Origin of the sequence: Pseudomonas sp. UYEF17 (genome assembly GCF_040546125.1) — a bacterium.
GTDB lineage: Bacteria > Pseudomonadota > Gammaproteobacteria > Pseudomonadales > Pseudomonadaceae > Aquipseudomonas > Aquipseudomonas putida_Z.
In genome coordinates this window covers 173,676-197,950 of sequence record NZ_JBEPNE010000007.1, presented here as the reverse complement: position 1 = coordinate 197,950, position 24,275 = coordinate 173,676, and the positions used below count along the sequence as shown (strand labels likewise).

The following is a 24,275-nucleotide window of genomic DNA, read 5'->3' as shown; positions in this document are numbered from 1 at the left end:
CGAATCTGGATGGATTTATAAAAATCGAGGCCGCGTATCATAGCGAATTTCGGTAAAAGTGTACTAGCGCTGTGGCAAGGTCCGGCTGAGCGGCCTGTCGCGCTGCCCAAAGCCGGGCATGCTGCTGCAGTTCCGGCCAGTGCTGGCGGGCCGCCTGCCAGGCCTGGCCCATGTCGCGGTCCATGTTCCAGGCACGCCACAAGCCAAGCAGCGCGGCATCGGCATCGCCTGACAACCCCTGTCGATAATGCGCGAGAAACGCTTCGAGCTTTTCCCAATGGGCATTCTCGTCCTGCACGTAGATGTGCCACAGCATCGGCTGCCCGGCCCACTGCGCGCGCACGAACGAGTCTTCGCCGCGCACGGCATTGAAATCACAGCTCCACAGCAACCGGTCGTAGTCGTCCTGGCTGACGAAAGGTAGCACCTGCACGGTCAGCGCCCCTCGCTTGCGCACGCTGCCCACTTGCAGTGCCGCCTCGCCAAACCACTGGCCGAGCCCCGCGACGACGCGCCCTTGCGGCACCAGCAGGTGGCAAGGTTGCTCGCCTGAGGCCAAGGCATCAAGCCAGTTGCCCAGTTGCGGGTTTTCGTAGGCGAACAGGGAAATCAGCAACGCCCCCGCTTCAGGGTTTACGCCAAGCCCCTGCAAGAAGGCCTGACGTGCGCCTTGCTGGAACGCATCACGCCGCGCCAGCAGCGAGCCCTCGCGCAGCAGGCCACCGGTTTTTTCGGTAAAGCCGGGAAAGAAAAATACCTTGCGCAAGCCATTGGGCTGCGGCGAAGGCAAGCCATGGCAGCCCTCCACCCAGTCCTCGGCACTGAGGTATTCGAGGTTCAACCACAGCGGCGGCGTGGCACGAACACGCATTGCCTCCACATAAGCTGCTGGCAACTGGCAGGCGAAGGCACCGATTACCACATCAGCCGGCGCCACCGGCAACCAGGTCACCGGCCACTGGCGCACTTCCACACCGTGCTGCCACTGCTGCGGGGCGTCGGCATCGGCCCCGGGGCACATGGGCGTGAACGCATTGAGGTCATCCACCCACAGGCGCACTGCCAGGCCGTGCTCGGCCACCAGCTGCCGGGCCAGGCGCCAGGTCACGCCTATATCGCCGTAGTTGTCGACGACGCTGCAGAAGATGTCCCAGGTGGCTTTCATGTGCCCTGCCCTCGCCCAGCGGAAAAACCGCGCATTCTGCGCATAAATTGTCGCTGACAAAAGCACCTGCGCGGAAAAATACCCAGGCGCATGCGACAATGCACCCCGACCACCCTGCCAGGAGGCTGCCATGCCGCGCCACCGTGAATTGAAGATCACCCTCAAGCCGATGCCGTTGATCCTGTGCGTTGCCTTTGGCCTGTGGCTGGGCGCCGTGGCCATCGCCGCCAGCCTGTGGCTGGCCCTGCAACTGTGGCCACAGCAGGTACAGCCACTGGCCCAGGCCGTGGCCCCCGCCGCGTACCGGCCTGCCGCGCCGCCAGCGCCAGCCCCTGCGGCGGATGCCCAGGCGGAAATGTTCGAACGCTACAAGGACATCCTGCACAAGCAGGAGGTGCAACAGGCCGCCGAGGCCGCCCAGGGCAACCCGCGCAACCTCAACAGCCCCAAGTGCCAGTTCTGGCTGCAGCAGAACCGCACCGCGCCCACCGACAAAAGCCAGGCCAACGTGCTGGAGTTCTGTTACTGACCATGGACAAGCCCAGCCTGCTGGCGCAAATAGTCGCCACCCTCGAGCATGACCTGGATGTGCTGACCCGCGCGGCGCAAACCGCGTACGAAGCCGCCACTGCCGAAGAGAACATCGCCGAAAACAAGTACGACACCCTGGGCCTGGAAGCCTCGTACCTGGCTACCGGCCAAGCCCGCCGCAGCGCCGAGATCCGCAAGGCGCTGGTGACCTACCAGCAACTGCTGCTGCGCGATTACGACCCGGCACGCGGGGTGCAGGTGAGCAACCTGGTAACGCTGGAGGATGAAGATGGCGGGCAGCGCCGACTGTTCCTCGGGCCCGAGGCGGCGGGGTTGAAGATTGGCGAGGGGGATGGGCTGGTGACGGTGATTACCCCGCGCTCGCCGCTGGGGCAGCAGTTGGTCGGCAGGAAGGTTGATGATGAGGTGAGCCTGGGGGCACAGGCATTGTTCATAGTCGATGTTGTCTGAACCGGCCTCTTCGCTCCCCAGGCCAGTGATCCCCGTGTAGCAGCAGCCTTGTGCTGCGAAGGGGCCATGAGCGACACAGAAAGTCATTTGCCTTACCGGCCTCTTCGCAGCACAAGGCTGCTCCTACACGGATTGCAAGGCATCGAACCGCCGCGCCAACCCCTGCTCTTCGAACTGTTCCACCACAAAATCGATAAACGCCCGGGTCTTGCCCGGCAACAGCTTGTGCTCGGCGAAATACAGGCTGATATGCCCATCGTCCACGTACCAGTCCGGCAGCACCCGCTGCAGCCGCCCGCCTTCCAGGTACGGCACTGCAAACGGCAGGCTCACCAGGGCAATCCCCAAGCCCTGCTCGGCCACCGCGCAAGCCGCATCCGAATCGCTCATGGTCATCGCCTGGCGCAACTGCAATGGCTGCTGCACCTGCCAACGGCTGGTCAACGGCCATGAACGCACCCGCCCGGTCTGCGGCGAGCGGATCAGGATACCGTCATGCCGTTGCAATACCTGCGGGTCGTCAATCGGCGCGTGCCGGCCCAGGTACGCCGGCGCCGCCACCAGCACCCGGTGCGCGGGGGTCAGCTTGCGCGCCACCACCCCTGGCGGCAAATCGAAGCCTCCGCCAATCGCCGCATCGAAACCCTGGCCGATCAGGTCGACCTGGCGGTTGTCGAAATGCCAGTCCGGGGTAATGGCCGGGTAGCGACGCAGGAACTCGGCCAGCAATGGCAACACATACAAGCGCCCGAACACCGTGCCCATGCTCACCCGCAACAACCCGGCCGGCTGGCCTTCGCTGCTGGCCAGGTTGGCCACGGCGTACTGGATGGTGCGGAAGCTGTCACTGACCTCCCCCAGAAATCGCTGCCCGGCCTCGGTCAGGGTCAGCTTGCGGGTACTACGCTGGAACAACCGCACGCCCAGGCGCGCTTCCAACTGGGCAACATGCTTGCCCACGGCAGCCGGGGTAATGCTGAGGCGCCTGGCGGCCTCGGCAAAGCTGCCGACTTCGGCACTGCGGATGAAGCATTCCAACGCGTTGAACGATTCCATGGCCATGATTGGCAACCAAAGGTTTACTCTGCTGATACTGATTGCCATCTTATCAGCAGGTAATCAAGCGCCGATACTGCGCCCATCCTAGGCATTCCGGCCTGGCTTCCAGCAGGAGATCAGCATGTCCAAGCAACACACCCTCGAAGGCAAAGTAGCCCTGGTACAGGGCGGTTCCCGCGGCATCGGTGCAGCCATCGTGCGACGCCTGGCCCGCGAAGGCGCGCAGGTGGCCTTCACCTATGTCAGCTCCGCCGGCCCGGCGCAGGCGCTGGCTGAGGAAATTACCAAAAATGGCGGCAAGGCCCTGGCCCTGCGGGCCGACAGCGCCGACGCGGCGGCCGTGCAACTGGCCGTGGATGACACTGTGAAGGCCTTCGGCAGGCTGGATATCCTGGTCAACAACGCCGGTGTGCTGGCGGTAGCACCGGTGACCGAATTCGACCTGGCCGACTTCGACCACATGCTGGCGGTGAACGTGCGCAGCGTATTCGTCGCCAGCCAGGCCGCTGCGCGCTACATGGGCCAAGGTGGGCGCATCATCAACATTGGCAGCACCAATGCCGAGCGCATGCCGTTTGCCGGCGGCGCCCCCTATGCCATGAGCAAATCGGCGCTGGTCGGCCTGACCCGCGGCATGGCCCGTGACCTGGGGCCGAAAGGCATTACCGTGAACAACGTGCAGCCAGGTCCGGTGGACACCGACATGAACCCGGCCAGCGGCGAGTTCGCTGACAGCCTGATCCCGCTGATGGCGATCGGGCGCTATGGCGAGGCGGATGAGATTGCCAGCTTCGTGGCTTACCTGGCGGGGCCTGAGGCGGGGTATGTCACTGGGGCCAGCCTGACGGTCGATGGCGGGTTTGCTGCCTGATTGAAGGGTTGCCTGTTCCGGCCTCTTCGCGGGTAAACCCGCTCCCACAGGGATATCACAGGCCCCGAGCCCAGTGGTGTACCTGTGGGAGCGGGTTTACCCGCGAAGAGGCCAGCACAGGCTTAACCGACCCCCGACCTCCAGCCCCCTCCCCCGCTCTGCTCTGCCGCACAATTGCATTGATGTAGTGCCCGACACTTTCCGATAATCCCCCCTTTACTCCTGCCCGCCACGAGAACTGCATGAACGCCCCCACTCTCAGCCGCGCCCTGATCCTGCTGATGGCCACCGCCACCGGCCTGGCCGTGGCCAGCAACTACTATGCGCAACCACTGCTGCACAGCATCGCCCAGCAGTTCGGCCTGAGCACCGCCAGTGCCGGCAGCATCGTCATTGCCGCGCAACTGAGCTATGGCGCCGGCCTGTTGCTGCTGGCGCCGCTGGGCGACCTGTTCGAGCAGCGTCGACTGATCACCGTGATGACCGCCATTTCCACCCTGGGCCTGGTCATCAGTGCCTGCGCACCGAGCCTGCCCTGGCTGATCCTTGGCACGGCGCTGACCGGGCTGTTCTCGGTAGTGGCGCAAATCCTCGTGCCCATGGCCGCGACCCTCAGCGAGCCACACCAGCGCGGGCGCGCGGTCGGCACGTTGATGAGCGGCCTGCTGCTGGGCATCCTGCTGGCACGTACCGCCGCCGGGTTCATGGCCGAACTGGGTGGCTGGCGCAGCATCTACGTGCTGGCTGCAGTGCTGATGGCCATCACCGCCGTGGCGCTGTACCGCAGCCTGCCGCAACACCACAGCCATGCCGGGCTGAAATACCCAGCGCTGATCGGCTCGGTGTTCCGCCTGTTCGTCGAAGAACCGGTGCTGCGCCTGCGCTCGCTGCTCGGCCTGCTGGCATTCAGCCTGTTCGCGCTGTTCTGGACGCCACTGGCGTTCCTGCTGGCGAAAGGCCCATACCACTATTCGGACGCGGTGATAGGCCTGTTCGGCCTGGCCGGTGCAGCGGGTGCGCTGTCGGCCAACTGGGCCGGGCGCCTGGCCGACCGTGGCAAGGGTTCGCTGGGCACCACCGTGGGCCTGGTGGTATTGCTGCTGTCGTGGGTGCCGCTGGGCTTTGCCGAGCAATCGTTGCTGGCCTTGCTGCTGGGCGTGCTGATGCTCGACCTGGCAGTGCAACTGGTGCACGTGAGCAACCAGAACGCGGTGATTGCCCTGCGGCCCGAAGCGCGCACGCGGCTGAATGCCGGGTATATCACCTGCTACTTCATTGGCGGGGCCTTGGGGTCGTTGCTGGGCACGCAGTTGTTCCAGCGCCAGGGCTGGATGGGGATTGTGGTGGCCGGGTTGGTGATTGGCGGGCTGGCGTTGCTGGCGTGGGGTTTGGCCGAGCGCAAGCGCAAGAACGCTTTGCAGGTGGCCTGAAGTCCATTGACCTGGGCGACAATGCACCGCACGACCCTCCGTCGCATGGCCGTTGACTTGCCTGCCCGGGCAGCGCTCAGTAGGCGCTGGTCACTGCCCTTTCCCTGACAGGACGACGTTATGACAAGACTCACGGTGCAATCCGGCGATTTCTTGCAAGGCGAAGGCGAGTATCGCAACGGATCGCTCACACTCAAGACCCCGCGCAGCCCCTCCCCGGGCGAGCGGATTTCCCTGGCACGCATCAGCGACCTGTGGCTGCCCAGCCTGGAATCCAGCCGTAGCCTAGGCAGTGCCCTGGGCTGGGGCGTGGCCGGGGCCCTGGTGGCCGGGCCGGTGGGGTTGCTGGCCGGGCTGTGGCTGGGTGGCAAGGAAGAGGAAGCCACCTTCCTGGCCACCTTCAAGGACGGGCGCAAGCTCATGGCCATTACCGATGGCAAGACCTGGTCGAAGATCGATGACAACTGGCGGCAGCACAGGCGGCCGGCCCGCAAAGGCTGACTGGATATCGCAGAGCCCGGATCGTTTTATGTTGAAGGCGGCTGTAAGATGCCGCCTTTTTCATGGCCTGTGCCGGCCTCTTCGCGGGTAAACCCGCTCCCACAGGGATATCACTGCACCTGAGGATAGTGATTTTCCTGTGGGAGCGGGTTCACCCGCGAAGAGGCCGGCACAGGTGTCGCGCATCCAGGAGCCCCACCGCATGCCCCCGCGTCACCCCCGCCTGCCCCTGAGCCTGCTCAGCCTGGGCCTGGCCCTGCATTGCCCCCATGTGCTTGCCGAAGACACCGTACTACTGGCCCCGCTGCAGGTGTCCGATACCTACACCAACGACGGCTATCAGGCACGCCAGGCAGCAGTAGGCGGCTTCCAGCCCGCGCCCCTGCTCGACACCCCGGCCTCGATCAGCGTGTTCAACCAGCAACTGCTGGAAGACCGCCAGGTACGCCAGCTCAGCGAAGTGCTGCAAAGCGACGCCTCGGTGGGCGAAAGCTACGCCCCCATCGGCTACTACGAAAACTTCAACGTGCGCGGCTTCGAGCTGAATGCCGCCAGCAGCTACCGCATCAATGGCCAGACCATCGCCGGCGAGCAGAACGTGGCCCTGGAGAACAAGCAGCAGGTGGAGCTGCTCAAGGGTTTGTCCGGGCTGCAAAGCGGTGTTTCGGAGCCGGGCGGCCTGGTCAACTACGTGACCAAGCGCGCCGAAGACGTGCGCAGCGTCACGGTGTCGACCAACGAACAAGGCGAACGCTACCTGGCCACCGACCTGGGCGGCTGGTTCGGCAGCGAGCGGCAGTTCGGCCTGCGGGCCAACCTGGCCCATGAAGACATCCGCTCCTACGTCGACCACGCCGACGGCAAGCGCGACTTCGCCTCGCTGGCCTTCGACTGGCAGATCAACCCGGATGCCACCCTGCAGCTGGATGCCGAATACCAGCATCGCGAACAGCGCTCGGTGCCGGGATACCAGCTGCTCGGTGGCAGCGAAGTCCCCCATGGCATCGACCCCGACGACCGCCTGGCCTACCAGCACTGGGCCAAGCCGGTGCAGAACGATTCGCTGAACCTGGGTGGGCGCTTCGAGTACCGTTTCAACGAAGCCTGGACCGGGACCTTGAGCGCCTCGCGCAGCAAGGTGGTTATCGATGACTACAGCTCGTTTGCCTGGGGTTCGAGCGAAGGCGCGTTCTTCGGCAGCAACGGCGACTACGACATCTACGACTTCCGCAGCCCCGACGACACCCGCCGTACCGACGAGGCGCAGGCCATGCTCAACGGGCGTTTCGATGCGCTGGGCGTGGGGCATGAGCTGACCGTGGGCACCAGTGCGCAGCGGCGCACGCTGGATCAGCGCCCCAGCTATATGGAATGGGTAGGTACAGGCAACATCTACACGGGTGCACCGGCCTTTGACCCATCCGACAAGCCCATCAGGTCTAGCGAACGTCGCCTGGACAGCCGCCAGTACGGGTTGTTCGTGAGCGACCGCATCAGCTTCAACGAGCACTGGCAGACCGTACTGGGTGCCCGTGAAGTACGCCTGGACGAGAAAACCTGGAATGAGGACGGCGTTGCCGGTCGCCATACCCGGCAGTACGAGTTGCTGCCCAACGCCGCGCTCATCTACAAGCCGCAGCCGGATACCACGGTATATGCCAGTTATTCCAAAGGCCTGTCGGCAGGCGGCACCGCACCGTGGTTCGCCGAGAACAAATTCGAAATCCTGGCACCGACGACCTCGCACCAACTGGAACTGGGCCTCAAGCATGACTGGCAAGGCCTGAGCTTCAGCGCCGCACTGTTCCAGATACGCCAGGCATACCAGTACGCGCGCCCGGACGGCGCCGGCACTTTCACCTATGTGCAACAAGGCCAGCAGAAGAACACCGGCCTGGAACTGGGCGCCAGCGGCTGGGTGACCTCGAACCTGCAGGTGCAGGCCAGCGCTGCGGCGATTCGGGCGCGGGTGCAGAACAGCGACACCGATGCCTATGAAGGCCACCAGGCGATCAACGTGCCCAGGTTCCGGGCGGCGCTGCAGGCGGAATACACCCTGCCGGTACCGGGCTTGGCACTGCTGGGCGGGGCGCGCTACAGCGCCAGCAAATATGCGAGCCAGGCGGGGAATGTGGAAGTTGGTGGGTATACGGTGTTCGATGTGGGTAGCCGCTACCGCACGCGCATTGGTGGGTATGACACGGTGCTGCGGCTGACTGTGGACAACGTGTTCGACAAGCGTTATTGGCGCGATGTGGGGGATTACCTGGGGGATAACTACCTGTTCCAGGGGGCGCCGCGGACGGCTCGGCTTTCGGCTTCGGTCAGCTTCTAGGTTTTTGGGGCTGCCTTGCAGCCCATTCGCAGCACAAGGCTGCTCCTACAGGGGCGCACCCCATCCTGTAGGAGCAGCCTTGTGCTGCGAATGGGCCGCAAAGCGGCCCCCAAAGGCGCCAAAAACAAAAAGCCCCCGGCTTCTCAGCTCGGGGGCTCTTCGTAGAATGTGGCGGTGAAGAAGGGATTTGAACCCTTGATACGATTTCTCGTATACACACTTTCCAGGCGTGCTCCTTCGACCACTCGGACACTTCACCGTTTCTCTTCAAGCCTTGCAGCCTGTCGAGGTGCGCTAATTTAGTGAAAGACTTTCCCTTTGGCAAGCATTTTTTTCAATTTTTTCATGCATTTGCATTTGAGCCCCGGCGAACGCTGACCGACCAGTCAGCCTTACTGCTTTACCTCGCCCCTGACGCTGGGTAACGTCGTCGCCACGCCAACAAAAGGACTCTGCCATGAGCGAGCTGATTACCTACCACGCCGAAGACGGCATCGTTACCCTGACCCTGAACAACGGCAAGGTCAACGCCATCTCGCCAGACGTCATCGCCGCCTTCAACGCCGCGCTCGACCGCGCCACGCAGGAGCGTGCGGTGGTGATCATCACCGGGCAGCCGGGCATCCTGTCTGGCGGCTACGACCTCAAGGTGATGACCAGCGGCCCCAAGGAAGCAGTCAGCCTGGTCACCGCCGGTTCCACCCTCGCCCGCCGCCTGTTGTCGCACCCGTTTCCGGTCATCGTCGCCTGCCCGGGCACAGCCATCGCCAAGGGGGCGTTCCTGCTGCTGTCGGTCGACTACCGCATTGGCGTCGAAGGGCCGTACAAGGTGTGCCTGAACGAAGTGCAGATCGGTATGACCATGCACCATGTCGGCATCGAACTGGCCCGCGACCGCCTGCGCCGCTCGGCCTTCCACCGCTCGGTGATCAATGCCGAGGTGTTTGACCCGCAGGGCGCGGTGGACGCAGGCTTCCTCGACAAGGTGGTGCCGGCCGAGCAACTGCAGGATGCGGCACTGGAGAAAGCGCGGGAGCTGAAGAAGCTGAACATGCTGGCGCACAAGAACACCAAGCTGAAGGTGCGCAAAGGGCTGCTGGAAGCGTTGGACAAGGCGATCGAGCTGGACCAGCACTATACAGGTTGACCGTAGCGGCCTCTTCGCGGGTGAACCCGCTCCCACAGGGATATCGCAGGCCTCAAGAGCAATGAGGTACCTGTGGGAGCGGGTTCACCCGCGAAAGGGCCAGTACAGGCTTGCTCCAGGGTTTGCCCCAACCAGTGCACATCCGTACACTGCCCGGCGACTGTCTGGTGTGAGTCGTACCATGCTTTATTCATTGCGCATGTTCCTGCTGGCGCTGCATTTCCTTGTGGTTGGCACCCTGGGCCTGGTCATCGGCCTGTGCCGCCCCTTCAACCCCGACAACAGCCGCGTGTTCGCCCGCCTCTACAGCCTGCCGGCCACCTGGCTGATGCGCATCAGGGTCAAGGCCGAAGTCGGCCCGCTGTGGGATCAGCCGCCAGGCTGCGTGATCGTCGCCAACCACCAGTCCAACTTCGACCTGTTCGTGCTAGGCCAGGTGGTACCGCAGCGCACCGTCGCCATCGGCAAGAAAAGCCTGGGCTGGATCCCGCTGTTCGGCCAGCTGTTCTGGCTGGGTGGCAACGTGCTGGTCGACCGCAAGAACGCCTACCAGGCACGCAAGGCCATGCAGAAGACCACCCGGGTGCTGCAGGACGATACCTCGATCTGGATTTTCCCCGAAGGCACGCGCAATCCCGGCGAGCACCTGCTGGCCTTCAAGAAAGGCGCGTTTCACATGGCCATCGAGGCCGGTGTGCCGATCGTGCCGGTATGCGTCAGCCGCTATGCCGGGCGCCTGAGCCTGAACAGCTGGCGCCAGCGCACGGTGATCGTGCGCTCGCTGCCACCGATCGCCACGGCGGGCATGACCCTGCAGGACATGCCGGCGCTGATCGAACAGTGCCGGGGGCAGATGCAGCAATGCATCGACCGCATGGAAGGGGAACTGGCCAAGCGCTAGGTTGCTCTTGAGCCCACTACAGCCCAAGCTGTAACCCGTGTCCAACCGGAATAAGCGAACAACCATGGGTCGAGTCGTGGCATCGGCGGTGTACAGCGCCGGCAGAAAGGTCACCAACATCAGCATCGATGAAGGCAGCGAGTGGGCGCGCAAGCCGGGGCACTTTGTATGGATCGGCCTGGAAGAGCCCAACGCAGAGGAGCTGGCCAACCTGCAGTGCCAGTTCAACCTGCACGAACTGGCCATCGAAGACGCCCTGGAAAAGCACAGCCGGCCCAAGCTGGAAACCTTCGGCGACGCCCTGTTCATCGTCACCTACTCGCCGGTGCGCCACGAAGGCAAGCTGGAGTTCATCGAAACCCACATCTTCGCCGGCAACGGCTACATCATCACCTGCCGCAACGGCCACTCGAAATCCTATGCCCTGGTGCGCCAGCGCTGCGAGGCGAGGCCGTTGCTGCTGGAGCACGGCGAAGACTTCGTGCTGTACGCCCTGCTCGACTTTGTCACCGAGAACTACCAGCCGGTCAGCGAGGCCATTCATGGCGAGATCGAAGAGCTGGAGCAGAGCGTGCTTGGCGGTTCGCTGCAAGAGGACGATATCCGCCGCTTGCACAGCCTGCGCCGCGACATCCTGCGCCTGCGCCGCTACGTGGCACCGATGGTGGAAGTGAGCGAGGAACTGCAGCGCCTGAGCTTCCCGTTCATCGACAAGAACATGCGCCCGTACTTCCGTGATGTGCAGATCCATGTGACGCGGCAGATGGAAGACCTGGCTGGCATCCGCGACATCGCCAGCCAGACCATCGAGATCGGCATGCTGCTGGAGTCGTCACGGCAGAGCATCGTGCAGCGCAAGTTTGCAGCCTGGGCAGCGATCCTGGCGTTCCCCACGGCAATTGCCGGGGTTTACGGGATGAACTTCCAGAACATGCCAGAGTTGGGGTGGCACTATGGGTACTTCGGGGTGCTGGGGGTGATCGGGCTGGGCTGTACAGCGTTGTATGCCAGCTTCAAGAAGTCTGGCTGGCTTTGACCCCAGGCCCGGCGCGCTTCCTGTAGGAGCAGCCTTGTGCTGCGAAAAGGCCGGCAAGACCAACAGATGCTATGTGGTCGTGAGGGCCTCTTCGCAGCACAAGGCTGCTCCTACAAAAACAGCGCTCGGCTTCAGGCCGCGCTGTGCTTGCTCACCGGTTGCTGGATAAACCGCAACATCCACTCCCCCACCAGGTCGCCCTGGTGCTCAGTGGCCAGGCTGGCCACGGCCTTGTGGTACACCTCATCACCCAGATACTCCTGGCGCGCATCGAGCAGTGCGCGGGAGTAGTCGTGCACGAACTCGGGGTGCCCCTGGAAGCACAGCACCTGGTCACGAATGTGGTACGCAGCGTTCGGGCAGAAATCGCTGGAGGCGATCACCGTGGCGCCTTCCGGCAGCTCGGTCACCTGGTCCTGGTGGCTGATCAGCAAGGTCAGCTCCGACACCTCCGGGTCCATCCACGGTGCATGGGCCGCCAGCGAATAGCGGTGGATACCCACGCCCCAGCCCTGCTCGGCACGCTCGGCCTTGCCACCCAGGGTCAACGCCAGCAACTGGTGGCCGAAACACACACCCAGCAGCTTCTCGCCACGCTCGTACAGCTTCAGCAGGTAGGCCTTGAGGGTCTGGATCCACGGGTCGATACCAAACGAGTCGGCCTTGCTGCCCGTCACCAGGTAGGCATCGAACACTTCGTTGTCGGCGGGGTAATCGCCATTCATCACGTTGTACACACGAAACTCGGCGGCGATCGGCTGACGCGAGAAGAGCTGCTCGAACATCCTGCCGTAGCCCTGGTACTGCGCGGTCAACTCCGGTCGCAGGACATCGGTTTCAAGGATGCTGATGCGTAACGACATAGGGGTAGTCCTGAACGACATGGGTGGGAATCTGCTGTAGAGACTGACGCGAAAGGCACGTACAAGCAAGTAGGCCGCACTGACGAACGGTCACATTTCGTCGGTGCCCTGCTGGCACTTGCGCCACCGTCTAGCCAGAGCATGCCAGCCGGCTGGCACTTGGCCTCATAGCCAGACGAAATCAACGAACTACAGTATTAGAACAAAGGGTTCTCAAACATGGATGACGCACACCCTACTGTTGGTTGTATATCCACTTTCAAGAGGCAGGCAGTTCAGGCGTCACGCAACGCCACTGCGATCGACCCGAAGCGCGACAGGGAAGCCAACGGGTATTCAGGAATAACAACAAGAAGGCGGTCCGCCATGTTCAGACAATCAAAAATTCGCCAAGCTGGGCTCATTCTCTTCGCCACGACTTTGCTGCTGATCCTGCCGAACCTCACACGTTTGTTCGGCTGACTGCCGCTGTGGCGCCGACAGGCAACGCACAGGTAACCTGCTGGCCTTGATGGTCGGAGATTACCCATGCGCCACTGCCTTGCACTGTTAGTGTTGCTCCTGAGCCTGCCGCTGTCGGCGGCGCAACTGCACCTTGAACTGGGCGCTACGACGCGCCAGTGGAGCAGTGCCGAACTGCTCGACCACCCGCAGGCCCGGGACATCAGCATCGACCAGGACGTTTCCTACAAGCAGCCCATGCATTATCGGGCGGTGCCGCTGGCCGCGCTGCTGGATGGCGTGAACGCCAGCGACCACCTGCAGGCGGTGGCGCTGGACGGTTTTGCCGCCGAAATGCCGGCGGCGCCACTGTTGCAGCACGGGCCGGCACAGGCCTGGCTGGCGGTGGAGGAGCCGGGCCGGCCGTGGCCACCACTGGGCCAGGGCAAGCCAAGTGCGGGGCCGTTCTACCTGGTGTGGACTGCACCGCAGGCAAGCGGCATCCGCCCGGAGCAGTGGCCGTTCCAGATTTCCACGATTCGCAAGCTGGCTTCTGTCGAGGCGCGTTTTCCGGCGCTGCTGCCCGACCCGAAGCTGTCGGCCGACAGCCCTGTGCGCCGGGGCTTTGCCTTGTTCCAGCAGAACTGCCTGGCGTGCCACCGGCTGAACGGCGCGGGGGATGCACAGGTGGGGCCGGACCTGAATGTGCCGCATAACCCGACCGAGTATTTTCGGCCTGAATATCTACGCCAGCTGATTCGTGACCCACAGAGCCTGAGGCAGTGGCCGCAGGCGAAGATGCCGGGGTTTGCAGAAAGTGTCTTGAGTGAAACGGAGCTGGATGAATTGCTGGCCTATTTGAGGCATATGGCCGGGCGCAGGCCTTGAGAACCTGGGGGCGCTTTGCGCCCCTTTCGCGACACAAGGCCGCTCCTACAAGGGTACGCGCACGCCTGTAGGAGCGACCTTGTGTCGCGAAAGGGCCGCAAAGCGGCCCCAAATTCCCAAAAATCTCAGGCTATGGGCCGCTCCTGCTTGACCCCCCACCCTTCCACCTCACCGCCATAAGGTGTCACCAGCTGCTCGAAGGCCTCTTCGAAGTCGCCAATCCCGCCATGGGTGGCATACATGACCTTGCTCAGCTCCAGATGCCAGGCACCGTCGCCCAGCTCCTTCACCTGGGCATTCAGCGATTCACCGCGAAACTGCCCGGCCGCGCGGCGGGCCCCTGCTTCGTCGGGGAATATGGCGTAGAACTCGATGGGGTGGATCTGGGTGAAGTCGAAACCGCCTGCCTTCATCTGGCGCAGGACGTTGCTGCTGATATCGTCGTTCTGGCTGCTCATGAAACGTCCTCCTGAATAATGCGATGGATAGACTTTCCGTGCACTACGCACCTGCCGGCAGCGGCCGGGCAGTTCGAGCTGATGCAAGACGCGAAGGGATGCGGTGCCGACCCGCAGAATAGGCCGGCACCTTCTTGCAGCGTAGTGCCTGCCAGGGCACCACGCAAACGTGTGGTTCAGGGCGTTTCGTGGATGCTGGTGATGGTCACGCCACTCTGTTCCTTGAGCCAGCGTGCGGTGGGTGAAACAGTGCGGTCCTGGAAGTCGTTGAGGTCCAGCTCGTCCATCACCGGGAACAGGTGCGAACGGATGGCCCGCGCGGCGTCCTCCTCGCTGGGGCACTGGTCGCCGTGCAGCGTCAGGGTGGTGAGCACGCCCTTCTGGTCGGCAAAGATGACTTCCCACTCTTTCATTGAACGAACCCTCTAAGTCAACGAACACCGGGTGTGTGATGCCTGAAACAAGTGACCTTGAGGTGGGGAGAATGTTCAGTCTGAGGGATTTGTGTTGGGCCCATTCGCGGGCACGCCCGCTCCCACAGGGCCACCACAAGGTCCGAAACCTGTGCTGTACCTGTGGGAGCGGGCGTGCCCGCGAATGGGCCGTGAAACGGCCCCGATCTACTTCGGCGAGCCGTGCACTACACCGGCAGTGTTATCCAGCAAGCTCTTGGTCGCGGTCTGGATATACGCTTCCAGCTTCTTCAGCATTTCCGGCTGGTCCGGGCTTTCGATCAGCTCGGCCTTGAACTCGCTGCCCAGCTGGTAGCGGTACATGCGCGGGGTCATGTCCTTGGACTCGATCAGGATGCGGTCGCCCTGCACCAGGCCGACGATCTGCTCGCTGCCCGATGGCTTGATCATGCCCACGCCCTGGTCGCCCTCAGGCAGGTTGAGCAGGTCGCGGCCCCAGCACTGGTGACGGGCCTGGCCACCCAGGCGGCCCATGATGGTCGGCACGATGTCGACCTGGGTGCCCACGGTGTGGTTGACCGCACCGAACTTCTCCTGGATGCCCGGGGCAATCAGCAGCAGCGGCACGTTGAAGCGGCCCAGATCCAGCTCGGTGACCTGCTGGTGGTTGCCAAAGCCATGGTCGCCAACAATGACGAACAGGGTTTCCTTGAAGTACGGCTCCTTGCGCGCCTTCTCGAAGAACTGCCCCAGCGCCCAGTCCGAATAGCGCATGGCGGTCAGGTGCTCGTCCAGGCGGCCCTGGCCGGTTACCGGCTCTACCGGCAAGTCCTTGGGCAGCGCGTACGGGGTGTGGTTGGACAGGGTCTGCAGCAGCGCGTAGATCGGCTTCTTGCCATCGTGCTTGGCCAGCTCTTCGGCGCCGCGGTCGAACATGTCCTGGTCGGACACGCCCCAGGTCGGGTCGGAGAACACCGGGTTGACGAAGTCGTTACGGCCAATGAAGGTGGTCATGCCCTGGTTGCCGAAGAACCCGGACTGGTTGTCCCAGGCAAAGTCGCCGTTGTAGACGTAGACGTCGTCGTAATCGCGGGCGCTGAGCAACGCTGGCAGGCCGGACAGCTTGTGGCCGCCTTCCGGGGTCTGCATCAGGTATTCGAAGCCTGGCAGGTTGGGGAAGCAGGCCATGGTGGCAAACATGCCCTGGTGGGTATGGGTGCCGTTGGAGAAGAAGCGGTCGAACAGCAGGCCCTCTTTGGCCAGCTTGTCGAAGTACGGGGTGATGTTGTTGGGGCTGCCCAGCGCGCCCACCGAGTGGCCGGCGAAGCTTTCCATCAGGATCACCACCACGTTCTTGATCGGCAGGGTGCGCTCGGCCGGCGGCACGAAGTCGCGGCGGATGGCAGCCTCGTCGGCATCAACCAGGGTGTCGTTGGCGGTCAGCAGCTGCTCGCGCACGCTCTGCGTGGCCACGTCCTGCTCCAGCACCGGTTTCCAGATGTTGGCGCGGTCTTCGCCGAAGCGGCTCTTGGCAGCATCGATCAGGGTCAGGGTGCCGTTCAGGCCCAGCTGGTTGACGAAGTTGGAATCGGTGGTGAAGGCATCACCCCAGCGCATCGGCGGGCCCTGGCGCAGTGTGCCACGGGCGGCGACCACGGCCACCAGCAGGATCACCATGAACACCGCCAGGCGGTTGTACCACGGCGCCGCGCGGCGCTGCAGGGTGACCTCGCCGGCGCCATTGCCCCGGGTCATGCGGTCGATGCCCTTGAACAGCAGGCTCAGCAGCCAGGTGCCGAACAGCCAGGCCAGCAGGTAGCGCACCACCGGGAAGCCGTACCAGAGCATGCTCAGCACGGTCTTCGGGTCTTCCTTGATGTACTGGAACACCAGGCCGTTGAGGCGCTGGTGGAACTCGCGATAGAAGTCCATCTCCATCAGGCCGAGGAACATCACCACGCTCGAGGTGATGGTCAGCCAGAAACGGAACAGGCCACGCCGGGCCATGGCCCAGGGACTAAGGATGGCCAGCAGCAGCGGAATGCTGATGTACACCACCACCCGCAGGTCGAAGCGCAAGCCGTTGAGGAAGCCTTCGGCGACGGTCGCATTGGGGGTATCGCCGATCATGTCGCTGTTGTAGACCAGCAGCGCCAGGCGCACGAGGCTGAGCATCAGCATGATCACCAGACCGCTGAGCAGCGTGTAGGCCAGGTGGGATTTCAGGGTGGGCGAGAACGACGCTCGCGCGCCCCGTTGCTTCAAGGCGTCCGGGTTAGCCATGAATGGGAAGGTCCTAGGATTGCGGGTTTGCGGAGATGGCGCAGGTGTATACCAACGCAGCATTGTGCGGGTGCGGATTCTGTTTAAACCAATGTGAAAATTTTGTCACGGGGGTGTTGCCGCTTTTGTCTGTTACGGCCTCTTCGCGGGCACGCCCGCTCCCACAGGGGATCACTGCCCTCGGTGCCGGTGATATCCCTGTGGGAGCGGGCGTGCCCGCGAAGAGGCCAGCACAGCCATTCAGATCCGCACATTCCCCCGCGGCCCGGCAATCGCCCAGATCACCAGGCCCACCACCGGCAGCAAGGCGATCAGCAGGATCCACAACACCTTGATGCCCACTTCGCTGCCACTCTTGATCACATTGAGGATGGCCCAGATATCCAGCGCCAGGATGATCAGCCCGACCAGGCTGTTGAACGTCGACCCCATGCCTAAACTCCTGTCCAGAGGCTTTGCCACAGCATAGCCAGCTATCACGTCGATAGAAGGGAATCCTTGGCCGTTTGCGCGGGTCACTGCTTAAACTGCTGTATCCATTGATTTCGAGGTTGCCATGCCCCCCGCTCATACCCACCCCGTTGCCCTGCCCTCGCCCGTCAGCGCCTGGCGCCAACAGATGCACGACAACCCATGGATAGGCGCCGGCCTGGCCCTGAGCCTGCTGGTGGTACTGGTACTGCTGGGGGCAAGCCTGTGGAACGCAGTGAACGGCGACCACGCCGAAAACCTGCATCTGGCCGCACTGGGCGGGTTGTCCGGCTTTGGCGCCACGGCGCTGGGCGCGGTGCTGGCGGTGGTGCTGCGCGATGTCAGGGCGCGCACCCAGGATGTGATGCTGGGTTTTGCCGCCGGCATGATGCTGGCGGCCAGTTCGTTTTCGCTGATTCTACCGGGCCTGGATGCCGCCCGCGAAATTACCGGCAACGGCCCGGCCGCGGCCTTTACCGTGGTGCTGGGCATGGGCCTGGGCGTGCTGCTGATGCTGGGCCTGGACCGCTTCACCCCGCATGAACACGAAAGCACCGGCCCGTGCGGCCCGGAGGCCGAGCGCATCAGCCGGGTTTGGTTGTTCGTGCTGGCGATTACCCTGCACAACCTGCCTGAGGGCATGGCCATTGGCGTGAGCTTTGCCAATGGCGACATGAACATCGGCCTGCCGCTGACCAGCGCCATTGCCATCCAGGACATCCCCGAGGGGCTGGCCGTGGCGCTGGCCTTGCGCGCTACCGGGTTGTCGAACCTGAAGGCTGCGTTGGTGGCGATCGGGTCGGGGCTGATGGAGCCGCTGGGAGCGGTGATCGGCCTGGGGATTTCAACCGGCTTTGCCCTGGCCTACCCGGTGAGCATGGGGCTGGCGGCGGGGGCGATGATCTTTGTGGTTAGCCACGAGGTGATTCCCGAAACCCACCGCAATGGGCACCAGACAGCGGCGACCCTGGGGTTGATGGGTGGGTTTGCGGTGATGATGTTCCTGGATACCGCACTGGGCTGACTATTCAGGTTGCCTGAACCGGCCTCTTCGCGGGCATGCCCGCGAAGAAGCAAACGCGGAAATCAGACGTGCACGGCGACCTTCAGGGCCTCCAGGGCCGGCTCGACCTTGATCCCCACCTCTGCCCCCAGCTCCAGCACCCGCGCCAGGTCGTTCTGCCCCACCATCACCATCTGCAGCTCGTCATCCAGCAACTGGCTGAAGTTGAGCAGCACATAACCACCGGCCTCTTTGTTCAGCGCGCCCATCTGCACCTGGATGCGGTTGAGTGCGGTCAGCGGCTCGGTGCGGGCCAGTTGCTTGGGCTTGAGGGTGAACGGCACGCTCTGGTCGAACGAATCGCTGATCTGCTGGAACAGGTCCTGGTAGCTGTCGGCCTGGAACACCACGGTGTCCGGCAGGCTGCCCAGCACCACCCATTCGCCCAGCGGGATGGGGAAGCTGTCGTCGTAGTTGATGTCGGGGTTGGCGGCCAGGAAGGCGGCGGGGTCGGCGTAGGCCTGGGCGGCCTCGTCGGCGATGCGCTCGATGTCTTCCTCGCGCATGCAGCCAGCGCCAATGAGGCTGATGAATTCGAGCAACTGAGTTTTCATGAAAGGGGGCCTGCGACGGGTGAAAAGTCGCCAAGGATAGCCGCAAATGCCCCCTTGCGGTTAGCCGGCCAGCACTTGCAGGCGCGCTGCGGCGTCCACGGCCCCCATGGTTTGCGCTGCCATCAGCGCGGTGGTACCACGGGCATCCTGACGGGCCGGGTCGGCCCCCTGGGCCAGCAGGTAGTCGAGGATTTCGCCGCGGTTGAACATGGCCGCCAGCATCAGCGCGGTGCGGCCATCCTGCGCGGCGGCATCCACCGGTACGCCGTGCTCCAGCAACAGGCGGATCATGGCCAGGTCGCCCTTGAACGCGGCACCGGCGATGGGTAGCTGGCCGTTATCGTTGGCAATCAGCGGGTCGGCGCCATGCGCCAGCAGCACGCGCACTGCGCCGTGGTGGCCGTGGTAGCTGGCCAGCATCAGCAGGGTGTCACCCTTGTGGTTGCGCAGGTTGGCCGGCAGGCCACTGGCAAGCAGGCGCCCGAGCATCTCGGCATCGCCTTGGCGAGCACGTTCGAACACCTGCTCGGCGAAGGCGGCGGTTTCGTCGTCGGTCATGGTGGCAGGCGTGGGTTGGGTGGACATTTGGAACCTCCTGGCAGAAATCGTTGCCCAAGTCTTTGTCAGGCAAGGCTGCCGGGTCAAAGGTTCAGATTCTATCGGGGCGATAGCTGGCCACGGGTCGTGCAATATGCACTGTGCAAAATGCACGACCGTGCAGCTTGCACGACAGCGCTTCGAAAAAAAAATGCGTAAGCAACTGATTTTAAAGGGATTTTTCAGAAAAAATTTCCTGGCACGGTCACTGCAATAATCAACTCACGTCTGCCACGCAACAGCCAGGAGTTGATATGGACCTCATCCAGGAAAAGTTCGTTTCGGTATTTTCGGCCTACCAGGTGAATACCCAGGCCCGACCCGACGGCGGTGTGCTGCTGACCCTGCGCGCTGCTGATGGCAAGGTCACCCGCCGGGTACTGACCTATACGCAATTGCACAGTGCCGAACAGCTTTCGTGGGCGATCAGTGCGATTCGCCGGGATCTGGCCGAACAGGCCAGTGAACTGCCGGTGATTTCGATGCTGCAGAGCCAGCAGCGGTTTGCCTTGCCGACTTATCGCTGAGTTTTGTGTTGGTTTAACTGGCCTCTTCGCAGCACAAGGCTGCTCCTACAAAGCCCGCGCCGGCCTCAGGCTTCGCGTTTTACTTGTAGGAGCAGCCTTGTGCTGCGAAGAGGCCGGCAAAGCCTTACAACTCATCAATGCCCAGAAACGCCCGCGCAGTCACATCCCCGGTAAACCTCGGCTGCATCCCCTGCTCGCTGCCATACAACCGCAACGCCAGGCAAAACGGCGCATCGCCCAGCTCGACCCAGCGCCGGGTCCCCGCTTGCACCACCAGCTGGTCACCCTTCTCGCACAGCACCGAATACACCCAATCCCCCAACCGCAGGCCAACCTGCGCCCGCCCGCTGATCACGGCAAACACCTCGTCGGCGTCATGCACATGCTCATCGCGCACGTCCACCTGCGCCGGGGCCTCGCCGTCACGGTTGAGCACCACGAAGGCTTTGCTGCCATGCGCTGTCATCAACTGGTCCAGGTGATCGCGGCAGGCTTCCAGCACCTCGTCCTGGGCCGTACCCGGGCGCACCCGCAGGCCATGCTCGGCCTGGGTAAAGCGCACGCCCTGCTCGGCCAGGGTGGCGGCGATGTCGTCGTGGTGGGTCAGCACCTTGTTCGGCAGTTCCGGGCTGGAGGGGTGGAAAACGCTGAGAATGCTCATCAGGGGCGGGTCCTGGTCGGTTGCGAACAAAGGGCAATGATAACGGCTGCAGCCAAGGCTGCGGCACTGGCCATACCAAAGGTGAAGGTGGGCCCCAGCACTTTCCAGCTGTAACCCGAATACAACGCCCCGAGCGCACCGCCAGTGCCCGACAGCGCCGCATACAGCGCCTGGCCCTGGCCCTGCTGGCGGGCGCCGAAGCTTGCCTGGACGAAAGCGATGCTGGCGGCATGGAAGCAGCCGAAGGTGGCAGCATGCAGCACCTGGGCGAACACCAGCACCGCCGGCTCGCCGGCCAGGTTGCCCAGCAACAGCCAGCGCAGCGCCGCCAGCACGAAGCTGGCCAACAGCACCTGCTGCACCGAAAAGCGCGCGAAGATGCGGCTCATGGCCATGAACACCAGTACTTCGGCCACCACCCCCAGTGCCCACAGCAAGCCAATGGCACCCCGGGCATAGCCCAGGTGTTCCAGGTGCAGGGTGAGGAAGGTGTAGTACGGCCCGTGGCTGAGTTGCATCAGTGCCACGCAGGCGTAGAACGCGATCACCCCGGGCGCGCGCAGCTGCTGCAGGAAGCCGCCCGCGCCGCTGCGCTCGCCCTGCTCCACCGGCTGGGCATTGGGTACCCACAGGCTGGCGGCGACGATGCCGGCCATGATCGTGACCAGCGCCACCGGGTAGATATCCAGGCTCAGCCACTCGAACAGCCGGCCCAGGCCAACCACGGTGAGGATGAAGCCGATCGAGCCCCACAGGCGCACCTGGCTGTAGCGCGCGGTTTGCCCGTGCAGGTGGGCCAGGGTGATGACCTCGAACTGCGGCAGCACCGCATGCCAGAAGAACGCGTGCAGGGCCATGACCAGCGCCAGCCAGGCGTAGCTTTTGCCAAGGAAGATAAGAGCGAAGGTGGCCAGCGTAGACAATGCGCCCAGGCGCACGATCAGCAGGCGCTGGCCGGTGCGGTCACCCAGCCAGCCCCACAGGTTGGGGGCGATGCAGCGCATGAGCATGGGGATGGCCACCAGCTCGCCGATGCGTGCTGGAGAGAAGCCCAGGTGGTCGAAGTACAGCGCCAGGAACGGGGCGGTGGAACCGAGCAGGGCGAAGTAGAACAGATAGAAGCTGGACAGGCGCCAGTAGGGGATTGGTTGCATGGGGTGGCCTTGTGGGGACCTGTGCCGGCCTCTTCGCGGGTAAACCCGCTCCCACAGGAATATCACTGGGCCTGAGGGCAGTGAGGTACCTGTGGGAGCGGGTTTACCCGCGAAGAGGCCGGTACTGGCGAATCAGAGCTGGCCCAGCACCGGGGTATTCACCTTCACATCGGCATTCTGCGCGCGGTGGCGCAGCAGGTGGTCCATCAGCGCGATGGCCATCATCGCCTCGGCGATCGGCGTGGCGCGGATGCCCACGCACGGGTCGTGGCGGCCTTTGGTGATGACGTCCACCGGGTTGCCGTCGATGTCGATGGAGCGGCCCGGGGTGGTGATGCTGGAGGTCGGCTTCAGCGCCAGGTGGGCAACGATCGGCTGGCCCGAGGAAATACCGCCGAGGATGCCGCCAGCATTGTTGCTGAGGAAGCCTTCCGGGGTCAGTTCGTCACGGTGCTCGGTGCCGCGCTGGGCCACGCTGGCGAAGCCGGCGCCAATTTCCACGCCCTTGACCGCGTTGATGCTCATCAGCGCGTGGGCCAGTTCGGCGTCGAGGCGGTCGAAGATAGGCTCGCCCAGGCCCGGCATGACGCCTTCGGCGACCACGGTGATCTTGGCACCCACCGAGTCCTGGTCACGGCGCAGCTGGTCCATGTAGGCCTCCAGCTCCGGCACTTTGCTCGGGTCTGGGCTGAAGAAAGCATTCTGCTCCACCGACTCCCAGGTCTTGAACGGGATTTCGATCGGGCCCAACTGGCTCATGTAGCCGCGCACGGTAATGCCCTGGGTGGCCAGGTATTTCTTGGCGATGGCACCGGCGGCCACGCGCATGGCGGTTTCGCGGGCCGAGCTGCGGCCACCGCCGCGGTAGTCGCGGATGCCGTACTTGTGGTGGTAGGTGTAGTCGGCGTGGGCCGGGCGGAACAGGTCCTTGATCGCCGAGTAGTCCTTGGACTTCTGGTCGGTGTTGCGGATCAGCAGGCCGATCGAGCAGCCGGTGGTGCGGCCTTCGAACACGCCGGAGAGGATCTCCACCTCGTCGGCTTCCTGGCGCTGGGTGGTGTGCCGGCTGGTGCCGGGCTTGCGCCGGTCGAGGTCGTGCTGCAGGTCGGCGAGGGAAATTTCCAGGCCCGGTGGGCATCCATCGACAATGGCGACCAACGCCGGGCCATGGCTCTCGCCAGCGGTGGTGACAGTGAACAGCTTGCCGTAGGTATTGCCGGACATGGACGCTCCGCGAGATCTGCCTGAAGTGAACGAAAGCGGCAGTATACAGATGGATTGATCGCCTGTGCTGGCCTCTTCGCGGGTAAACCCGCTCCCACAGGGTGGTCACAAGATGCGAAAATCGTGCTGTACCTGTGGGAGCGGGTTTACCCGCGAAGAGGCCAGTACAGGCAACCTCCCCTTCGAACCTTCCCGCAAACACTGGGTCAAACCCTCATCTCCCCATGTAGTACCGCATGATGTCGCGCCTCGTCGCCCTCTTCTTCCTGCTGTGCACCGGCCTGGCCCAGGCCGCCGCCCCCACCGTGCTGCAACGCCCGATCGACCTCGACACCGGCCAGGGCGTGCTGCACGGCAGCCTGCTGCTGCCGCAACAGCCCACCCCGCCACCGGTGGTGCTGATCATCGCCGGCTCCGGCCCCACCGACCGTGACGGCAACAACCCGGCGTCAGGCCGGGTCGACAACCTCAAGCGCCTGGCCCTGCTGCTGGCCAACGAGCACATCGCCAGCGTGCGCTACGACAAGCGCGGGGTGGCCGCCAGCCAGCCGGCCACGCCCGACGAGCGTGACCTGAGCGTGGAGCGCTACGTGGCCGACGTGGTCGCCTGGAGCCACAAGCTCAAGGCCGACCCGCGCTTTGGCCCGTTGATCCTGATCGGGCACAGCGAAGGCGCGCTGATCGCCAGCCTGGCCGCCGAGCAGGCCGGCGCCAGCGCGGTGATTACCCTGGCCGGCAGCGGCCGGCCGCTGGCCGAGGTGCTGCGCGAACAGCTGGCCCAGCGCCTGCCGCCGGCACAACTGGCCGGTGGCAGCGCCCTGCTCGACCGCCTGCAGGCCGGGCAGACCAGCCTGGAGGTGCCGGCGCCGCTGCGCCAGGTGTTCCGCCCCAGCGTGCAGCCCTACCTGATTTCGCTGTTCCAGCAGAACCCGGCGGCGGCCTTTGCCCGCCTGCCCATGCCCGCGCTGATCGTGCAGGGGCGCAACGACGTGCAGGTGGGCGTGGTCGACGCCGAACGGCTGAAGGCTGCCAAGCCGGATGCCCAACTGGTGCTGATCGATGGCATGAACCACATGCTGCGCATCAGCCCCAAGGCGATGAGCCAGCAGCGCGACAGCTACCTCAACCCTGAACTGCCGCTGGCAAGGGAGCTGGGCGAGCAGATTGTGACGTTTATCCAGCATTTGCCTTCGGCGTAAGGGAAATAGGCTCAGGTCCTGGGCGCTTCTGC

General features: G+C 64.0%; 26 protein-coding genes and 1 tRNA gene. 14 read left to right on the top strand and 13 right to left on the bottom strand.

Features of this window, described 5'->3' with window-relative positions:
- Window positions 1–37: 37 nt before the first annotated feature.
- Window positions 38–1,165, bottom strand: coding sequence for an elongation factor P maturation arginine rhamnosyltransferase EarP (gene earP / locus ABIB24_RS13955; RefSeq protein WP_354316665.1), 1,128 nt, complete (start codon window positions 1,163–1,165; stop codon window positions 38–40).
- A gap of 130 nt (window positions 1,166–1,295) precedes the next feature.
- On the opposite strand from earP, the gene ABIB24_RS13950 reads away from it, so the two are divergent.
- Window positions 1,296–1,694 carry a hypothetical protein gene (locus ABIB24_RS13950; RefSeq protein ID WP_354316664.1) on the top strand — a complete coding sequence of 133 codons (399 nt, stop codon included), beginning with the start codon at window positions 1,296–1,298 and terminating at the stop codon, window positions 1,692–1,694.
- A gap of 2 nt (window positions 1,695–1,696) precedes the next feature.
- Window positions 1,697–2,167: a GreA/GreB family elongation factor gene (locus ABIB24_RS13945; protein ID WP_137163256.1), complete on the top strand. Its 471-nt coding sequence runs from the start codon at window positions 1,697–1,699 to the stop codon at window positions 2,165–2,167.
- A gap of 123 nt (window positions 2,168–2,290) precedes the next feature.
- Here ABIB24_RS13945 and ABIB24_RS13940 read toward each other — a convergent pair whose 3' ends face one another.
- Window positions 2,291–3,229 (bottom strand): LysR family transcriptional regulator, encoded by a 939-nt coding sequence (locus ABIB24_RS13940; protein ID WP_025338173.1) that lies wholly within the window; start codon window positions 3,227–3,229, stop codon window positions 2,291–2,293.
- A 118-nt stretch (window positions 3,230–3,347) separates the two neighbouring features.
- Here ABIB24_RS13940 and ABIB24_RS13935 point away from each other — a divergent pair, with 118 nt between their 5' ends.
- From ABIB24_RS13935 to ABIB24_RS13920, 4 genes are all read left to right on the top strand, one after another.
- Window positions 3,348–4,097: a 3-oxoacyl-ACP reductase family protein gene (locus ABIB24_RS13935; protein ID WP_137163255.1), complete on the top strand. Its 750-nt coding sequence runs from the start codon at window positions 3,348–3,350 to the stop codon at window positions 4,095–4,097.
- A gap of 242 nt (window positions 4,098–4,339) precedes the next feature.
- Window positions 4,340–5,527 (top strand): MFS transporter, encoded by a 1,188-nt coding sequence (locus tag ABIB24_RS13930; RefSeq protein ID WP_354316663.1) that lies wholly within the window; start codon window positions 4,340–4,342, stop codon window positions 5,525–5,527.
- Between the two features lie 120 nt (window positions 5,528–5,647).
- Window positions 5,648–6,028: a hypothetical protein gene (locus ABIB24_RS13925; RefSeq protein ID WP_354316662.1), complete on the top strand. Its 381-nt coding sequence runs from the start codon at window positions 5,648–5,650 to the stop codon at window positions 6,026–6,028.
- Window positions 6,029–6,230: 202 nt separating this feature from the next.
- Window positions 6,231–8,363 carry a TonB-dependent siderophore receptor gene (locus tag ABIB24_RS13920; protein ID WP_274120083.1) on the top strand — a complete coding sequence of 711 codons (2,133 nt, stop codon included), beginning with the start codon at window positions 6,231–6,233 and terminating at the stop codon, window positions 8,361–8,363.
- Window positions 8,364–8,532: 169 nt separating this feature from the next.
- Here ABIB24_RS13920 and ABIB24_RS13915 read toward each other — a convergent pair.
- A tRNA-Ser gene (locus tag ABIB24_RS13915) sits at window positions 8,533–8,622 on the bottom strand.
- Between the two features lie 198 nt (window positions 8,623–8,820).
- On the opposite strand from ABIB24_RS13915, the gene ABIB24_RS13910 reads away from it, so the two are divergent.
- The 3 genes from ABIB24_RS13910 (at window position 8,821) to ABIB24_RS13900 (ending at window position 11,447) form a co-directional block, all read left to right on the top strand.
- The gene (locus ABIB24_RS13910; protein WP_274120082.1) at window positions 8,821–9,510 is read left to right on the top strand and encodes a crotonase/enoyl-CoA hydratase family protein; all 690 of its coding nucleotides are present in this window, start codon (window positions 8,821–8,823) and stop codon (window positions 9,508–9,510) included.
- 181 nt (window positions 9,511–9,691) lie between these two features.
- Complete coding sequence (locus ABIB24_RS13905) at window positions 9,692–10,411, top strand: lysophospholipid acyltransferase family protein (protein ID WP_137163252.1); 720 nt, start codon at window positions 9,692–9,694, stop codon at window positions 10,409–10,411.
- A gap of 64 nt (window positions 10,412–10,475) precedes the next feature.
- On the top strand, window positions 10,476–11,447 hold the full coding sequence (locus ABIB24_RS13900; RefSeq protein WP_015269363.1) for a magnesium and cobalt transport protein CorA: 972 nt from the start codon (window positions 10,476–10,478) through the stop codon (window positions 11,445–11,447).
- 131 nt (window positions 11,448–11,578) lie between these two features.
- Here ABIB24_RS13900 and ABIB24_RS13895 read toward each other — a convergent pair whose 3' ends face one another.
- The gene (locus ABIB24_RS13895; RefSeq protein WP_354316660.1) at window positions 11,579–12,310 is read right to left on the bottom strand and encodes an amidotransferase; all 732 of its coding nucleotides are present in this window, start codon (window positions 12,308–12,310) and stop codon (window positions 11,579–11,581) included.
- Between the two features lie 219 nt (window positions 12,311–12,529).
- Here ABIB24_RS13895 and ABIB24_RS13890 point away from each other — a divergent pair, with 219 nt between their 5' ends.
- Both ABIB24_RS13890 and ABIB24_RS13885 read left to right on the top strand, forming a co-directional pair.
- Window positions 12,530–12,772, top strand: coding sequence for a hypothetical protein (locus tag ABIB24_RS13890; RefSeq protein WP_128637193.1), 243 nt, complete (start codon window positions 12,530–12,532; stop codon window positions 12,770–12,772).
- A 66-nt stretch (window positions 12,773–12,838) separates the two neighbouring features.
- Window positions 12,839–13,639, top strand: coding sequence for a c-type cytochrome (locus ABIB24_RS13885; protein ID WP_137163250.1), 801 nt, complete (start codon window positions 12,839–12,841; stop codon window positions 13,637–13,639).
- Between the two features lie 125 nt (window positions 13,640–13,764).
- On the opposite strand, the gene ABIB24_RS13880 is transcribed toward ABIB24_RS13885, so the two are convergent.
- The 4 genes from ABIB24_RS13880 to ABIB24_RS13865 all read right to left on the bottom strand — a co-directional run bounded on the left by ABIB24_RS13880 (window position 13,765) and on the right by ABIB24_RS13865 (window position 17,225).
- Window positions 13,765–14,097 (bottom strand): ribonuclease E inhibitor RraB, encoded by a 333-nt coding sequence (locus ABIB24_RS13880; protein WP_003260395.1) that lies wholly within the window; start codon window positions 14,095–14,097, stop codon window positions 13,765–13,767.
- Between the two features lie 176 nt (window positions 14,098–14,273).
- Window positions 14,274–14,510, bottom strand: coding sequence for a hypothetical protein (locus tag ABIB24_RS13875; RefSeq protein WP_025338164.1), 237 nt, complete (start codon window positions 14,508–14,510; stop codon window positions 14,274–14,276).
- A gap of 207 nt (window positions 14,511–14,717) precedes the next feature.
- Window positions 14,718–16,793, bottom strand: coding sequence for an LTA synthase family protein (locus ABIB24_RS13870; protein ID WP_354316659.1), 2,076 nt, complete (start codon window positions 16,791–16,793; stop codon window positions 14,718–14,720).
- A 240-nt stretch (window positions 16,794–17,033) separates the two neighbouring features.
- Entirely contained in the window at window positions 17,034–17,225 is a 192-nt protein-coding gene (locus tag ABIB24_RS13865) for a PLDc N-terminal domain-containing protein (RefSeq protein WP_012271091.1), read from the bottom strand.
- A gap of 124 nt (window positions 17,226–17,349) precedes the next feature.
- Here ABIB24_RS13865 and ABIB24_RS13860 point away from each other — a divergent pair, with 124 nt between their 5' ends.
- Window positions 17,350–18,288: a ZIP family metal transporter gene (locus ABIB24_RS13860; RefSeq protein WP_085590062.1), complete on the top strand. Its 939-nt coding sequence runs from the start codon at window positions 17,350–17,352 to the stop codon at window positions 18,286–18,288.
- Between the two features lie 62 nt (window positions 18,289–18,350).
- Here ABIB24_RS13860 and ABIB24_RS13855 read toward each other — a convergent pair whose 3' ends face one another.
- Complete coding sequence (locus ABIB24_RS13855) at window positions 18,351–18,881, bottom strand: hypothetical protein (RefSeq protein WP_013971513.1); 531 nt, start codon at window positions 18,879–18,881, stop codon at window positions 18,351–18,353.
- Between the two features lie 60 nt (window positions 18,882–18,941).
- Window positions 18,942–19,466 (bottom strand): ankyrin repeat domain-containing protein, encoded by a 525-nt coding sequence (locus tag ABIB24_RS13850; RefSeq protein WP_137163248.1) that lies wholly within the window; start codon window positions 19,464–19,466, stop codon window positions 18,942–18,944.
- Window positions 19,467–19,732: 266 nt separating this feature from the next.
- Here ABIB24_RS13850 and ABIB24_RS13845 point away from each other — a divergent pair, with 266 nt between their 5' ends.
- Window positions 19,733–20,005: a DUF3509 domain-containing protein gene (locus ABIB24_RS13845; RefSeq protein WP_025338158.1), complete on the top strand. Its 273-nt coding sequence runs from the start codon at window positions 19,733–19,735 to the stop codon at window positions 20,003–20,005.
- Window positions 20,006–20,129: 124 nt separating this feature from the next.
- On the opposite strand, the gene ABIB24_RS13840 is transcribed toward ABIB24_RS13845, so the two are convergent.
- The 3 genes from ABIB24_RS13840 to aroC all read right to left on the bottom strand — a co-directional run bounded on the left by ABIB24_RS13840 (window position 20,130) and on the right by aroC (window position 23,044).
- On the bottom strand, window positions 20,130–20,666 hold the full coding sequence (locus ABIB24_RS13840; RefSeq protein ID WP_354316657.1) for an oxidase: 537 nt from the start codon (window positions 20,664–20,666) through the stop codon (window positions 20,130–20,132).
- Complete coding sequence (locus ABIB24_RS13835) at window positions 20,666–21,820, bottom strand: MFS transporter (RefSeq protein WP_354316656.1); 1,155 nt, start codon at window positions 21,818–21,820, stop codon at window positions 20,666–20,668. The genes ABIB24_RS13840 and ABIB24_RS13835 overlap by 1 nt, the downstream gene beginning before the upstream one ends.
- Window positions 21,821–21,952: 132 nt before the next feature.
- Window positions 21,953–23,044: a chorismate synthase gene (gene aroC / locus ABIB24_RS13830; protein ID WP_025338155.1), complete on the bottom strand. Its 1,092-nt coding sequence runs from the start codon at window positions 23,042–23,044 to the stop codon at window positions 21,953–21,955.
- 236 nt (window positions 23,045–23,280) lie between these two features.
- Here aroC and ABIB24_RS13825 point away from each other — a divergent pair, with 236 nt between their 5' ends.
- A complete protein-coding gene (locus ABIB24_RS13825) occupies window positions 23,281–24,243 on the top strand; it encodes an alpha/beta hydrolase (RefSeq protein ID WP_084785076.1) in 963 nt (320 codons plus the stop codon).
- Window positions 24,244–24,275: the final 32 nt, after the last annotated feature.

Excerpts from the sequence above, each read along its gene's own strand:
- earP (WP_354316665.1), bottom strand. The coding sequence starts at position 1,165 with ATGAAAGCCACCTGGGACATCTTCTGCAGCGTCGTCGACAACTACGGC.
- ABIB24_RS13950 (WP_354316664.1), top strand. The coding sequence starts at position 1,296 with ATGCCGCGCCACCGTGAATTGAAGATCACCCTCAAGCCGATGCCGTTG.
- ABIB24_RS13945 (WP_137163256.1), top strand. The coding sequence starts at position 1,697 with ATGGACAAGCCCAGCCTGCTGGCGCAAATAGTCGCCACCCTCGAGCAT.
- ABIB24_RS13940 (WP_025338173.1), bottom strand. The coding sequence starts at position 3,229 with ATGGCCATGGAATCGTTCAACGCGTTGGAATGCTTCATCCGCAGTGCC.
- ABIB24_RS13935 (WP_137163255.1), top strand. The coding sequence starts at position 3,348 with ATGTCCAAGCAACACACCCTCGAAGGCAAAGTAGCCCTGGTACAGGGC.
- ABIB24_RS13930 (WP_354316663.1), top strand. The coding sequence starts at position 4,340 with ATGAACGCCCCCACTCTCAGCCGCGCCCTGATCCTGCTGATGGCCACC.
- ABIB24_RS13925 (WP_354316662.1), top strand. The coding sequence starts at position 5,648 with ATGACAAGACTCACGGTGCAATCCGGCGATTTCTTGCAAGGCGAAGGC.
- ABIB24_RS13920 (WP_274120083.1), top strand. The coding sequence starts at position 6,231 with ATGCCCCCGCGTCACCCCCGCCTGCCCCTGAGCCTGCTCAGCCTGGGC.
- ABIB24_RS13910 (WP_274120082.1), top strand. The coding sequence starts at position 8,821 with ATGAGCGAGCTGATTACCTACCACGCCGAAGACGGCATCGTTACCCTG.
- ABIB24_RS13905 (WP_137163252.1), top strand. The coding sequence starts at position 9,692 with ATGCTTTATTCATTGCGCATGTTCCTGCTGGCGCTGCATTTCCTTGTG.
- ABIB24_RS13900 (WP_015269363.1), top strand. The coding sequence starts at position 10,476 with ATGGGTCGAGTCGTGGCATCGGCGGTGTACAGCGCCGGCAGAAAGGTC.
- ABIB24_RS13895 (WP_354316660.1), bottom strand. The coding sequence starts at position 12,310 with ATGTCGTTACGCATCAGCATCCTTGAAACCGATGTCCTGCGACCGGAG.
- ABIB24_RS13890 (WP_128637193.1), top strand. The coding sequence starts at position 12,530 with ATGGATGACGCACACCCTACTGTTGGTTGTATATCCACTTTCAAGAGG.
- ABIB24_RS13885 (WP_137163250.1), top strand. The coding sequence starts at position 12,839 with ATGCGCCACTGCCTTGCACTGTTAGTGTTGCTCCTGAGCCTGCCGCTG.
- ABIB24_RS13880 (WP_003260395.1), bottom strand. The coding sequence starts at position 14,097 with ATGAGCAGCCAGAACGACGATATCAGCAGCAACGTCCTGCGCCAGATG.
- ABIB24_RS13875 (WP_025338164.1), bottom strand. The coding sequence starts at position 14,510 with ATGAAAGAGTGGGAAGTCATCTTTGCCGACCAGAAGGGCGTGCTCACC.
- ABIB24_RS13870 (WP_354316659.1), bottom strand. The coding sequence starts at position 16,793 with ATGGCTAACCCGGACGCCTTGAAGCAACGGGGCGCGCGAGCGTCGTTC.
- ABIB24_RS13865 (WP_012271091.1), bottom strand. The coding sequence starts at position 17,225 with ATGGGGTCGACGTTCAACAGCCTGGTCGGGCTGATCATCCTGGCGCTG.
- ABIB24_RS13860 (WP_085590062.1), top strand. The coding sequence starts at position 17,350 with ATGCCCCCCGCTCATACCCACCCCGTTGCCCTGCCCTCGCCCGTCAGC.
- ABIB24_RS13855 (WP_013971513.1), bottom strand. The coding sequence starts at position 18,881 with ATGAAAACTCAGTTGCTCGAATTCATCAGCCTCATTGGCGCTGGCTGC.
- ABIB24_RS13850 (WP_137163248.1), bottom strand. The coding sequence starts at position 19,466 with ATGTCCACCCAACCCACGCCTGCCACCATGACCGACGACGAAACCGCC.
- ABIB24_RS13845 (WP_025338158.1), top strand. The coding sequence starts at position 19,733 with ATGGACCTCATCCAGGAAAAGTTCGTTTCGGTATTTTCGGCCTACCAG.
- ABIB24_RS13840 (WP_354316657.1), bottom strand. The coding sequence starts at position 20,666 with ATGAGCATTCTCAGCGTTTTCCACCCCTCCAGCCCGGAACTGCCGAAC.
- ABIB24_RS13835 (WP_354316656.1), bottom strand. The coding sequence starts at position 21,820 with ATGCAACCAATCCCCTACTGGCGCCTGTCCAGCTTCTATCTGTTCTAC.
- aroC (WP_025338155.1), bottom strand. The coding sequence starts at position 23,044 with ATGTCCGGCAATACCTACGGCAAGCTGTTCACTGTCACCACCGCTGGC.
- ABIB24_RS13825 (WP_084785076.1), top strand. The coding sequence starts at position 23,281 with ATGATGTCGCGCCTCGTCGCCCTCTTCTTCCTGCTGTGCACCGGCCTG.